This is a genomic window from Pseudomonas sp. Pdm06 (genome assembly GCF_014851795.1).
GTDB classification, from domain to species: Bacteria; Pseudomonadota; Gammaproteobacteria; order Pseudomonadales; family Pseudomonadaceae; genus Aquipseudomonas; species Aquipseudomonas fluorescens_AA.
On record NZ_JACVAH010000023.1, the window covers coordinates 1 to 11,937 of the forward strand.

Below are 11,937 nucleotides of genomic sequence, written 5' to 3' on the forward strand. Positions count from 1 at the left end.
CCATCTGCGCCGCCAGCACCGGCCCGACCAGCGGCCCCGCGCCGGCAATGGCCGCGAAGTGGTGGCCGAAGAGGATGTGTTTGTTGGTCGGGACGTAGTCCAGGCCATCGTTGTTGAGCACGGCGGGGGTGGCCCGGCGCGCATCGAGTTGCATCACGTTGTTGGCGATGAAGAGGCTGTAGTAGCGGTAGGCGACCAGGTAGATGGCCACGGCGGCGACGACGATCCAGAGGGCGTTGATGGGTTCGCCGCGGCGCAAGGCCACGACACTCAACGCACAAGCTCCCAGAACAGCCACGGCAAACCAGGCGAGGTGTTTAACCAGACGGGTTGTCATTGCGTGTCTCCTGCCGATATCCAATGGATTGCGGCGATTGTTTTTATAGTGTGCCCCGGCTATTCGGAGCCGGCCCAATATCCCTGCAAGTCGTCAATAAATAAATCCGTAGTACTACGTAGACCTCCCATTGCCCCTGTGGGAGCAAGGCTTGCCCGCGATAGAGTTAATACGGTCTTTTATAAACCGCGGCGCCAGCGTCGCGAGCAAGCTTTGCTCCCACACGTCTTGCTCCACAGGTTTTATGCCTCATCCATGGGTTTGGCATATGATGCCGCCATTCGCCTCCCCGCCGAGCCCGGACAGGAGTACAGATGCTGCTCAAACACAAAATCGTCGCCCTCGGGATTTTGCCGCTGGTCCTGGCCATCGCCGTCATCTGCGCCCTGGTGATCTCGCTCAACCGCCAGTTGGGCGACCAACAGGCACAACTGATCGAAGACAGCATCCTGGCGAGCAAGCGCGCCGAGTTGAAGAACTATGTCGAGATGGCGCAGAGCCTGATCGCCCCGCTGTATGACAACGGCCAGGGAGACGCGCGGGCGCAACAGCAGGTCCTGGAAGAACTGCGCAAGCTCAGCTTCGGCATCAACGGTTACTTCTTCGTGTATGACCGCCAGGGCCGCAGCCTCATGCATGCCCGCCAGTCGGAGTTGGTGGGGCAATACCTCTGGGACATGAAGGACCCCCACGGCCTGCCGGTCATCCAGGCGCTGATCAAAAGCGCCGAGTCAGGCGAAGGGTTCCAGCGCTATGCCTGGAACAAGCCCTCCTCCGGCCAGGTGACCGACAAGCTGGCCTATGTCGTGATGCTGGACAAATGGGGCTGGATGCTCGGCACCGGGATTTACCTGGAAGATGTCGAGCGCGCCACCCAGCAGGCCCGTGACGAGGTCGCCCATGGCATCCACACCACCATGCAAGCCATCGCCGCGATCGCGTTGGTGGCGGTCCTGCTGGTGTTTGCCGGCGGCATGACCCTCAATGTCAGCGAACATCGCCTGGCCGACAAAAAACTGCAGCGCTTGAACCAGCGCATCGTCAGCTTGCAGGAAGAAGAACGCTCGCGGGTTTCGCGCGAGCTGCATGACGGCATCAGCCAACTGCTGGTGTCGATAAAATTCCAGTTCGAGCTGGCCAGCCACGTCTTGGAGAATGGCCAGGAAAACGGCCTGGGCATCCTGAAGAACGCCACCGACCGGCTCGGCGAAGCCATCGGCGAGATCCGTAATATCTCCCACGACTTGCGCTCGTCCCTGCTCGACACCTTGGGCCTGCCCGCCGCCATCGGCCAGCTCGCCACCGAGTTCCAGCAGCGCAGCGGGCTGGAAGTGTCCTATCGAAGCAACGAATTCGATTGCCGCCTCGAAAATGGCGCCCCTGTCTCGCTGTTTCGCATTGCCCAGGAAGCCCTGACCAATATCGAGCGCCATGCCGGGGCGAAAAGCGTCGGCATTACCCTGTTCGGCTCCAGCCAGTCCCTGCGACTGACGGTGGTCGACGACGGGATGGGGTTCAACGTCCCGCAAGTGGAACGCGGCCATGCCGGCATCGGCTTGCGTAACATCCGCGAGCGGGTCGAGCATTTCGGCGGTCGCCTGGAAGTGACGTCCGTACCGGGCCGCAGCGAACTGGACATCCTGCTGCCCATGAACCTCTCGGTCACGGAAAACTGATGCACGCCCACGCCAACAAGAGCACTCGTCGATGAACCTGCCTCCCGTGATTCGCGTCGCACTGGTCGATGACCATTCCCTGGTCCGCGACGGCATCAGGGCCCTGCTGTCGGTGATGCCTCAACTGGATGTGGTGGGCGAAGCCGAGAACGGCGCGCAAGCGATCGAAATGGTCGGTCGCTGCCAACCGGACCTGCTGCTGATGGACATCGGCCTCAAGGATAAGAACGGGCTCGAGCTGACCCGGCTGCTGGGCAAGCAATACCCCAGCCTCAAGATCCTGATCCTCAGCATGTACGACAATTATGAGTACGTGAGCGAGTCCGTGCGTTCCGGCGCCAGCGGCTACGTGCTCAAAAATGCGCCATCGCGGGAAATCATCGCGGCCATCGAAGCCATCATCAGCGGCGGCACCTTCTACAGTGCCGAGATCGCCCAGCGGCTCGCCACCGACCCACACACCGACAACGAGCTGACGCCACGGGAAAGCCAGGTGCTGTACAAAATGGTCCAGGGCCTGAACAACAAGGAAATGGCCCGTGAACTGGACATCAGCGTACGTACCGTCGAAACCCATCGCCTGAGCATCCGCCGCAAGCTGAACATCGACAAGCCCGCGGCCCTGGTGAAATACGCGATCGATCACGGGATCATTTCCCGCTAGAGAAACCATTGTGGCGAGGGCGCTTGCTCCCTCGCCACAGGTGCCCCTTATCCCGCGTAATAACCAGGGTGTTCAAGATCATCCAACAACCCCGGGCCGCTTGGCATCCAGCCCAGCAAGGCACGGGTGTATTCGCTGGACACCGCCATGTTCGCCCCCGCCATGTGGGCGAACCAGCCGAAATGCTCGCGCTCCCGGGATTCGACCGGCAACCCCAGGCCACGACCGATCGCCTGGGCAATGTCCTTGAACGGCACGGCCTCGTCGGCGACGGCGTGGTAGACGGATTGCGTCACCCCCTGCTCCAAGGCAAGCCGATAAACCCGCGCGGCATCCTGTCGATGCACACCCGACCAGCAATGGCTGCCGTCGCCTGGGTAAGCCGATACGCCGCTTTCCCGGGCAAGGCGAATCAGGATCGGCACGAAGCCATGGTCGCCGAGGCCATGGACCGAGGGCGCCAGCCGCACCGTCGCCACACGCACCCCACGCTCGGCCAGGTCCCGGGCGGCGGCTTCGGACTTGCGGGGCGAGGCCGGGCTCACCACTTCCAGTTCACTCGCGCCCCGCGTCAATCCAAACAGGCCCGACGTCACCAGCAACGGCCGGTCGGAGCCGCGCAACGCATCGCCCAACGTTTCGATGGCGCGGCGGTCCTGCTGGGCATTTTCGGCAAATCGCGAGAAGTCATGATTGAACGCCGTGTGGATCACCGCGTCCGCCGCCGAGGCTGCGCTGTGCAAGATCTCGAGATCATCCAACGTGCCTGAAATCACCTTCGCGCCTGTCGCAGCCAGTGTCGCGCCTTTTTCTTCGCATCGAGCCAGGCCCGTGACCCGATGCCCGGCGGCGATCAGATCCTGTACCACGGACGCCCCAACCCAGCCCGTGGCACCGGTAACGAATACGTGCATATGCAACGCTCCTGTTCTAAAAAAACGAGACCGAAAATCTTCTATAACCCATCGAAGACTCAGGATTTGTATTGAACTTGTGCTTGCCGTCCTCTGAGCAGCATCAAGGCCACCCCGAAGGACATCCCAACGGCAATGGCGCCGCCCAGGTAAACCGCACCGATGCCCCAGCCACTGGCCAACAAACCGGCCAGCGGACTAGTGATGCCCAGGGAAATATCAAGAAACGCGACGTAGGCCCCCATGGCGAGACCGCGTGCCTGCGGTGGCGCACGCCGTACCGCTTCCACGCCGAAGCCGGGAAACGCCAGGGAGTAACCGAAGCCGGTGAAAGCCGCGCCCACATAAGCCATGGTCGCGGTGTCCGCGCTCCAGATCAGCAGCAACCCAACGGTTTCGATCAATACGCAGACCAGGGCGACGCGAGCGCCGCCAATCTTGTCCGGAAGGTGCCCGAAAAGCAGGCGCGCAGCGATGAAAGCCACACCGAACGCCGTGAACGCCAAGGAAGCGTTGCCCCAATCCCTGGCCGCGAACAACAGGGCAATGAACGCCGTGAGGACACCAAAGCCGACACTGCAAAACGCCAACCCCATGCCGGGAACCCATACAGCACCGAGCATCGTGTAGAACGGTGTACGCCGGGTCGCCGTAGGGGCGACAGCGCGCACGCCCGCGACAATCGGCAAGGCCAGCAGCGGAATGAACATCGAGGCCATGGCAATGCCGGTGAACCCCCAGGCGCCGTTGAGCACCACGCCGAGCGGAGCACCCAGTGCGTAGGCCCCGTACATGGCGATGCCGTTCCAGGCCATGACCTTGCCGGCATGCTGCGCCCCCACCAGACCGATGCCCCACCCCAGCGCACCGGTGACAACGAGGCTTTCACCAATTGCCAGCAGCACCCGACCGCCGGACAAGAGCCAGACCGACGTGACCGGCGCGGCAACGAACGCCAGAGAAAGCAGATAGACCAGCCCTGAAACCGCAGCTGTCACCAACCCGGTCATGACGGCGCGTTTGCCACCGCGCATGTCGGCAAAATTGCCGGCCCAGGCCCGTGACAACAGCGCCGCGGCGAACTGTGCCCCGACCACCAGGCCAATCACCAGCGTGCCCATGCCCAGCGCGTCATGCAGATGGAGGGGCAAGACAGGCAGTTGCATGCCGATCGTGAGAAAACCGATGAATACGGTCAGTGTGAGCGGCAACAGCTTGAGCGCCGGATTGGCCTCGACGGCTGCCTGAGGCGCCGAAGAAGCGCCGAGATGAATATTGTCTTGTGTCATAACCCTACCCACGGAAAGGATGCGATGTGACGTTGAACGCTGCCTGCGGAGGCGACTAGAATGCGATCAATTCGTCGCATTCAAGATACGAATAATCCGTCGCATTTCCTATTCGCATTCCCTGCCGAGGTTCAAGCCCACATGTCCGAACGCCCAAGCCCGCAGATTTCCTCGCGTAAACAGCCGAAACAGGCACGCTCCACCGAGCTCGTCGCCGCGGTTCTGGAAGCGGCTGTTCAGGTTCTGGCGACCCAGGGCGCGGCACGTTTCACGGTGGCCCGTGTTGCCGAACGCGCGGGCGTCAGCGTCGGCTCGGTGTATCAATACTTCCCGAACAAAGCGGCGATCCTGTTCCGCCTGCAAAGTGATGAATGGCGGCAAACCAGCGACATGCTGCGCGAGATTCTTGAAGACACCCTCAAGCCGCCCTTCGAGCGCCTGCGTATCCTGGTGCAAGCGTTCATCCAGTCCGAATGTGACGAAGCCCAGATACGCGTCGCCCTCAATGACGCCGCCCCGCTCTACCGCGACGCCCCCGAGCACCAGGCCGCGCGGATGTCGGTGCAACAATCGGTGGACGCTTTCATGCTGCAAGCATTGCCAGACGCCCCCGCACAGGCCCGCGCCCTGGCAGGTGACCTGGTCATCAGCACGCTCAGTGCCGTGGGTAAGCGCTTTTCATCAGCGCCCCACTCTCCCGTGGACGTTGCCATCTACAGCGACGCCATGGCCGATATGTTCTGCGCCTACCTGGAAAGCTTGCAGCGACGCCCCTTTGAGACCGCTGTCTGCTGACGGTTCGTCAGCCATGCTCCAGTGACAGCCTGCCAACACTTTTACTACACTCCCCGATCTTGTTTCCCTCCGCTACGAGACGTCCCCTCACAATGAAAACCATAACAAGCTCGATGACGTTCTGTGGCCTGTTGGCGCTCTCTTGCGGCGCCTTGGCCGAACCGGCACCTTCGCTGCTGGACCAGGTCCTGCAACGCGGCGAACTGAAGGTGTGCACCACCGGCGACTACAAGCCCTATACCTTTAAAACCGAAGCAGGCGAGTACGAAGGCATCGACATCGACATGGCGCGCTCCCTGGCCGCCAGCCTCGGCGTCAAGGTGCAATGGGTGCAGACCACCTGGAAAACCCTGATGCCGGATATGGTTGCAGGCCAATGCGACATCGGCATGGGTGGGATTTCGGTGACGCTGGAGCGTCAGAAGAAAGCCTATTTCAGCACCACCCTGGACGTGGACGGCAAGATCCCCCTGGTGCGTTGCGAAGACAAGGAGCGTTACCAGACCCTCGAGCAGATGAACCAGCCTTCGGTACGCCTTGTCGAGCCGGCCGGCGGCACCAACGAAGCCTTCGTCCGGGCGTTCCTGCCCAACGGCCAGCTCAGCTTCCATGACAACGTGACCATCTTCCAGCAACTGCTGGACAAGAAAGCCGACGTGATGATTACCGACGCCTCGGAAGCGCTCTACCAACAAAAACTCAAGCCCGGCCTGTGCGCCGTCAACCCGACCCGCTACCTGCAATATGGCGAGAAGGCCTACCTGCTGCCACGGGATGACAACACCTGGAAGATGTACGTGGATCAGTGGCTGCACCTGAGCAAGGCCAATGGCAGCTACCAGAAGGTGATTGGCCAGTGGCTGGCCGTTCCAGCCGCCCAGTAACCATTGGCTGAAACACCCGCCCTGTGGGAGCGAGCTTGCTCGCGATGGCGTCAGGTCAGCCGCATTGAGGTTGGCTGACACACCGCTATCGCGAGCAAGCTCGCTCCCACAGGGGGATCTGTGGCGTATATGAATCCTGGGCCAGCCCAAAACAACTGTGGGAGCGAGCCTGCTCGCGATGGCGTCAGGTCAGCCGCATTGAGGTTGGCTGACACACCGCCATCGCGAGCAGGCTCGCTCCCACAGGGGACCTCCTGTGACGGGGTCTGGTCCGGACAGGCCCATTCACCTCACTGTGCCGCGCGCACCTTGGCGATTTCCTCGTACATCGTCTTCACCAGGTCGCCATCCAAGGATTTGGCGAACTTGTCGACCACCGGTTTCACTCGCTCACGCAAGCGATCTTTCTCGGCTGGGGTGATTTCATTGACGGTCATCGCAGCGGCCAATGTGGCCTTGGCCTTGTCCATGCTCGCCGCCGTGACTTCACGCTGGAACGTTTGCGCCTCGGCCGCGGCCGCGCGAATCATCGCTTTCTCATCGTCGTTGAGACGGTTCCAGGTTTTCTGGCTGATGATCAACGATTGCGGATTGAAGATGTGCCCCGTGACGGAAAGGTACTTCTGCACTTCGTAGAACTTGTTGCCCTCAATCACCGTGAAAGGGTTTTCCTGGCCGTCGATGGTGTGCTGCTCAAGGCCGGTGTAGACCTCGGGGAACGCCATCGGCACGGGGTTGGCGCCCAGGGCGGAGAAGGTCTCCAGGTAGATCGGCGACTGGATGACGCGAATCTTCAGGCCCTGCATGTCTTCAAGCTTGGTCACCGGATGCTTGCTGTTGGTCAGGTTGCGAAAGCCCAGGTCCCAATAACCCAGCCCTACCAGCCCTTTGTTGTCCAGTTGCGCCGCCAGTTTCTGCCCGACCGGCCCATCGATGACCGCATGGGCTTCCTCGACGTTGTTGAACAGGAACGGGAAATCGAGCATGGCGTAATCCGGTGCCTGGGCGGCCAGGATGCCGGAGTTGAGCACCGTGATGTCCAGTGTGCCGCCCTGCAACGCCGACACCGTTTGCACATCACCGCCCAACGTACCGCCGGGGAACAGGCGGACCTTGATCTTGCCGCCGCTCTTCTCGCTGAGCAGATCGGCGAACTTCTGCGCGCCCTGGCCCTGGGGGTGTTCCTTGACGTTCTGGAAGGCGAATCGCAAGGTCCGTTCGCGGATTTCGTCCGCGTGGCTGGCCACGCCGGTCAACAGCAAGCCCGTCGCGCACGCCCCGGCCAGCAGGGTTTTCATCAGTTTTCCCATGTCACTCTCCGATCGTTATTGTTTTTAAGGTCGAGCTAACAGCACCGGTGTTAGCCGGTGAAGAATTTCAACGGCCCCAGGACCAATTGCGGGAACAGGACCAACAGGAACAGCACCACGAACTGCGCAAACATGAACGGCCATACCCCGCGCACGATTTCCTCGAAGTCCAGCTTGGCCACCCCGCAAACCACATTGAGCACCGTGCCCACGGGCGGGGTGATCAGGCCGATGGCCGTGTTGATCAGGAACAGCACGCCGAAGTACACCGGGTCGATCCCGGCCTGGATGACGGCCGGCATCAGCACCGGGGTGAGGATGAGGATGGTCGGGGTCATGTCCATCACCGTCCCTACCAGGATGATCAGCACCATCATCACCAGCAACAGAACGGTCTGGTTGTCCATGAACGGCGCCAGCAGCTCCGCCAGTTGGCCCGGCAGGTCGGCGATGGTCACCAGCCACGATGAAACCATGGCCGCCGCCACCAGCAGCATCACCACCGAAGTGGTCTTGGCCGAGGACAGGATCACTTCGTATAACTGGCTGACCTTCATTTCCCGGTAGATCACCAGGGACACGAACAGCGAATAGACCGCCGCGACCACCGCCGCTTCCGTGGGCGTGAAGATGCCGAATTTCAGGCCCAGGATGATGATCAAGGGCAGGCCCATCGCCCAACTGCCGTCGAGCAACGTGCGCAGCACTTCGGCACGGGAGCGCTTGGGCGGCGTCTCGACGTTCTCGCTGCGGGAGATGTACCACCAGGCAACGGCCAGCGAAGCCCCCAGCATCAACCCCGGCACGATCCCGGCCAGGAACAGCTTGGAAATCGACACCCCGGATGCCACACCAAAGACGATGAAGCCAATGCTCGGCGGAATGACCGGCGCAATGATGCTACCGGCGGCGATCAGCCCGGCCGAGCGCCCTCGGTTGTGCCCAGCCAAGACCATCATCGGTATCAGCAACGCCGCCAGAGCCGCCGCATCGGCCACGGCCGAACCGGACAACGATGCCAGCAGGCAGGAAGCGATGATCGCCACGTAACCGAGGCCACCGCGCTTGTGCCCTACCAGCGCCATGGCAATGTTGACGATACGTTTGGACAGGCCACCGACGTTCATGATTTCGCCGGCCAACATGAAGAACGGCACAGCCATCAGCGGAAAACTGTCCGCGCCGTTGAGCAGGTTCTGGGCAATGATCTGCGCATCGAACAGATCCAGGTAAACCATCAACGCTACGCTGACCACCAGCAAGGCAAACGCGATAGGCATGCCCAGTGCCATGCTGCCGATCAAGGACCCGAGGAAAATAACCAGCGTCATGGGCGGGTACTCTTGATCGGATTAGGGGTGCCGGGGTGATGAGTGATCGCGTCGTTGTCCTTGACCATCACCAGCTCGTCATCCCCGAGCTTGCCGAACAGCGCCAGGTAGAGTTCGTAGAGCAGGATCGGTGCGGCACTGGCGCCGAACACCAGGCCGGCGCCATAGAACAGCGCCATGGATAATCCCGACGCCGGGGCGACTACGTTCAGGTTGATCGCCGCCTGTTGCCAACTGCCACTGAAGATCAGCCAACAGATGTACAACATCAGCAGATGCCCGATGACCAGGCAGATCCGCTTGCCTGTCGACGGCAAGCGCCTGACCAGGCTGTCCATGCCCAGGTGGGCACGGTCCTTGAGCGCCACCAGGGCGCCGAGAAAAATCATCCAGACGAAGAACCAGCGCGACAGCTCCTCCGACACACTGATGCCGGAATTGAAGGCATAGCGCAGCACCACATTGCCGAACACCAGCACGATCATTGCGAGCATGCACAGCACGATCAGCAGCTTCAGCAGCTTGAAATACAAATCGACGACTTTTGCCATCTTGAAGACCTCTCGGATTGTCGAGTGCCGGGTTCCAACCGGCGCGATAGAACGGCGACGGTGTCCGCTATCGAGTCCAAATGGAGGTGTTCCGAAGGGCTTCAGGCCAGTAGCGCCAGACCGAGGGAAAGGTGTCGGGCGCTTGCAGACAGGTTCGCATGAGGTGTTCCTCTATTTTTTATTATGGTCTTGGCAATGCGTCGCAAGACGTATGTGGCGCTTAAAATGTACCAACCGGTTAGTTCGGTCAATATCCCAGGCACGAACGCATTACAAAGCGTGCGATTATCGGCTAGAGGGACAAGCGATTTCCGCGGCACCCGATGGGTTTAAGGCAAGCCTCAAGGCGGGTGGCTTACTTAAGGATCGTGCTGTTTTGCGAAGACTAATAATGCCTATCGCAGGCCCTGAACTACTTAAACAAAAGCTCAAACTAAATTGAACTTTCATCAACTTGTAAGACTTGGCACTTAGGTACTAAGGCTTGCGCCCTACTTGACAATATACAGGCGTCATTCTAATGACGAACCCAAGGCTTACATAAACGTTGGCGCTTTCTGTCAAAAAATCGACAGCCACGCGCATTGCTGAGCCAATGGCGATTAACGAAGCCAGAAAGCCTATAAAAATCCTTATTAATCAAACAGTAACAAACGAAATAAAATCAATGCCCAGCGCCTTCCTCCAGCCTTTAATAAACGCTTTAAAAAAATTTATTGAAACTTCACATATAAAACTTTGCGGCAGCGATCTTTAATGTTATTAATTTGACGGTTCAGATCGCAAGATGCCACTACCGTCACGTCCTGTGCACGCAGGTATTTGCCTGACTTTCAGATTTACTAACTTAAACCGCTTGCCTGGCCAGTCACCTACCGTGCCTGGATGGCTGTTGTGCGGCGCAGAAAACTGCGCGAGGAAGGCGTCATCGCAACTCAAGACTCACGGATCAAGATCCTTTCGATCTTCGGTACCCGTCCCGAAGCCATCAAGATGGCTCCTTTGGTCAAGGCCCTCGCCGCCGAACCAGGCATTGAATCGCTGATCTGCGTCACCGGCCAGCATCAAAGCATGCTCAAGCAGGTGTTGGATCTGTTCGATCTCAAGGCTGATTTCACCCTTGACGTGATGACGCCGCACCAGACGCTCAACTCCCTGACTGCCGCCCTCTATAGCGCCATCGACCCGGTCCTGGAACAGACCCGGCCGGATCGGGTGCTGGTCCATGGCGACACCACTTCGGCCATGGTGGCCTCGATGGCCGCCTTCCACCGGCGCATCCCCGTAGGCCATGTCGAAGCCGGGCTGCGCACCGGTGATATCTATAGCCCATGGCCGGAAGAAATGAACCGTCGCTGCATCGACCTCAGTGCCGACCTGCTGTTTGCCCCTACCGGCCAATCCCGCGACAACCTGCTGGGCGAACGCCTGCAGGGCCGCTGCCTGGTGACGGGCAACACGGTGATCGATGCACTGCAACTGACTGCCCAACGTATCAATGACGATGCCCGGTTGCGCGGTGATCTGGACCAACAGTTCCCGTTCCTGCAAACCGGACGCAAGCTGCTACTGGTGACCGGTCATCGTCGGGAAAACTTCGGCGAGGGTTTCCTGGACATCTGCAAGGCCTTGCGCGAGCTGGCCCAGCGCACTGATATCCAGATCGTCTACCCGGTGCATCTCAATCCCAACGTACTGGGACCGGTGACCGAACAACTGGGTGACCTGCTCAACGTGCACTTGATCAAGCCCCTGGATTACCTGGCGTTCGTGCGCCTGATGCAACATGCCCACGTCATCCTCACGGACTCCGGCGGTGTGCAGGAGGAGGCGCCGTCCCTGGGCAAACCCGTCCTGGTGATGCGCGACGTCACCGAGCGCCCCGAAGCCGTGGCCGCCGGTACCGTGCGCCTGGTGGGCACATCCCCGGCCTCGATCATTGCTGGCGTGAACGCGCTGTTCGACGACGCGGCCTTGTGGCGTCGTGCCTCTCAAGCGGTCAATCCCTACGGCGATGGCAAGGCCAGCCAGCGCATCGTCGACACCCTGATGGGACGCGCGGTCGACGACTTTGTCGTGGGTCAGGTGCAACCGGCCCACGAGCCGTCACACACGCCGCTGTCCGAGCCACGCGAGTTGCTCGCCGATTTCACCTCATAACTGCTACCCACCCTTATCAGATCGAG

11 protein-coding genes are annotated in these 11,937 nt (G+C 60.5%); 5 read left to right on the plus strand and 6 right to left on the minus strand.

Annotation, left to right across the window (positions count from 1 at the left end):
* Positions 1 to 337 (minus strand): carbon starvation CstA family protein (locus IB266_RS28305; RefSeq protein WP_318646608.1); only part of this gene is annotated, 337 nt, incomplete at its 3' end.
* Positions 338 to 651: 314 nt separating this feature from the next.
* Between IB266_RS28305 and IB266_RS28310 the strand changes: the two genes are divergently transcribed.
* Positions 652 to 2,013, plus strand: a complete 1,362-nt coding sequence (locus tag IB266_RS28310; protein WP_060742185.1) for a cache domain-containing protein — start codon at positions 652 to 654, stop codon at positions 2,011 to 2,013.
* A 31-nt stretch (positions 2,014 to 2,044) separates the two neighbouring features.
* A complete protein-coding gene (locus tag IB266_RS28315) occupies positions 2,045 to 2,677 on the plus strand; it encodes a response regulator (RefSeq protein ID WP_024619432.1) in 633 nt (210 codons plus the stop codon).
* A gap of 47 nt (positions 2,678 to 2,724) precedes the next feature.
* Here the strand turns inward: IB266_RS28315 and IB266_RS28320 are convergent, their stop codons facing one another.
* On the minus strand, positions 2,725 to 3,591 hold the full coding sequence (locus IB266_RS28320) for an SDR family oxidoreductase (RefSeq protein WP_192263842.1): 867 nt from the start codon (positions 3,589 to 3,591) through the stop codon (positions 2,725 to 2,727).
* Between the two features lie 59 nt (positions 3,592 to 3,650).
* Complete coding sequence (locus tag IB266_RS28325; protein ID WP_192263844.1) at positions 3,651 to 4,880, minus strand: arabinose transporter; 1,230 nt, start codon at positions 4,878 to 4,880, stop codon at positions 3,651 to 3,653.
* Positions 4,881 to 5,021: 141 nt separating this feature from the next.
* Here IB266_RS28325 and IB266_RS28330 point away from each other — a divergent pair, with 141 nt between their 5' ends.
* Complete coding sequence (locus IB266_RS28330; protein ID WP_192263846.1) at positions 5,022 to 5,675, plus strand: TetR family transcriptional regulator; 654 nt, start codon at positions 5,022 to 5,024, stop codon at positions 5,673 to 5,675.
* Positions 5,676 to 5,767: 92 nt separating this feature from the next.
* Positions 5,768 to 6,559, plus strand: a complete 792-nt coding sequence (locus tag IB266_RS28335) for a transporter substrate-binding domain-containing protein (RefSeq protein ID WP_192263848.1) — start codon at positions 5,768 to 5,770, stop codon at positions 6,557 to 6,559.
* A 290-nt stretch (positions 6,560 to 6,849) separates the two neighbouring features.
* Here the strand turns inward: IB266_RS28335 and IB266_RS28340 are convergent, their stop codons facing one another.
* Genes IB266_RS28340 through IB266_RS28350 form a run of 3 tightly spaced genes read right to left on the minus strand, consistent with a single transcriptional unit; the run spans position 6,850 to position 9,751 of the window.
* On the minus strand, positions 6,850 to 7,869 hold the full coding sequence (locus tag IB266_RS28340; protein ID WP_192263851.1) for a TRAP transporter substrate-binding protein: 1,020 nt from the start codon (positions 7,867 to 7,869) through the stop codon (positions 6,850 to 6,852).
* A 50-nt stretch (positions 7,870 to 7,919) separates the two neighbouring features.
* Entirely contained in the window at positions 7,920 to 9,200 is a 1,281-nt protein-coding gene (locus IB266_RS28345; protein WP_192263855.1) for a TRAP transporter large permease subunit, read from the minus strand.
* On the minus strand, positions 9,197 to 9,751 hold the full coding sequence (locus IB266_RS28350; protein ID WP_192263858.1) for a TRAP transporter small permease: 555 nt from the start codon (positions 9,749 to 9,751) through the stop codon (positions 9,197 to 9,199). Before IB266_RS28350 ends, IB266_RS28345 begins: the two co-directional genes overlap by 4 nt.
* Positions 9,752 to 10,678: 927 nt before the next feature.
* On the opposite strand from IB266_RS28350, the gene wecB reads away from it, so the two are divergent.
* Positions 10,679 to 11,911 (plus strand): non-hydrolyzing UDP-N-acetylglucosamine 2-epimerase, encoded by a 1,233-nt coding sequence (gene wecB, locus IB266_RS28355; RefSeq protein ID WP_192263984.1) that lies wholly within the window; start codon positions 10,679 to 10,681, stop codon positions 11,909 to 11,911.
* The last annotated feature ends 26 nt before the right edge of the window (positions 11,912 to 11,937 follow it).

What these genes read in the sequence shown, in the direction of transcription:
- IB266_RS28310 (WP_060742185.1), top strand. Translation starts at nt 652, where the DNA reads ATGCTGCTCAAACACAAAATCGTCGCCCTCGGGATTTTGCCGCTGGTC.
- IB266_RS28315 (WP_024619432.1), top strand. Translation starts at nt 2,045, where the DNA reads ATGAACCTGCCTCCCGTGATTCGCGTCGCACTGGTCGATGACCATTCC.
- IB266_RS28320 (WP_192263842.1), bottom strand. Translation starts at nt 3,591, where the DNA reads ATGCACGTATTCGTTACCGGTGCCACGGGCTGGGTTGGGGCGTCCGTG.
- IB266_RS28325 (WP_192263844.1), bottom strand. Translation starts at nt 4,880, where the DNA reads ATGACACAAGACAATATTCATCTCGGCGCTTCTTCGGCGCCTCAGGCA.
- IB266_RS28330 (WP_192263846.1), top strand. Translation starts at nt 5,022, where the DNA reads ATGTCCGAACGCCCAAGCCCGCAGATTTCCTCGCGTAAACAGCCGAAA.
- IB266_RS28335 (WP_192263848.1), top strand. Translation starts at nt 5,768, where the DNA reads ATGAAAACCATAACAAGCTCGATGACGTTCTGTGGCCTGTTGGCGCTC.
- IB266_RS28340 (WP_192263851.1), bottom strand. Translation starts at nt 7,869, where the DNA reads ATGGGAAAACTGATGAAAACCCTGCTGGCCGGGGCGTGCGCGACGGGC.
- IB266_RS28345 (WP_192263855.1), bottom strand. Translation starts at nt 9,200, where the DNA reads ATGACGCTGGTTATTTTCCTCGGGTCCTTGATCGGCAGCATGGCACTG.
- IB266_RS28350 (WP_192263858.1), bottom strand. Translation starts at nt 9,751, where the DNA reads ATGGCAAAAGTCGTCGATTTGTATTTCAAGCTGCTGAAGCTGCTGATC.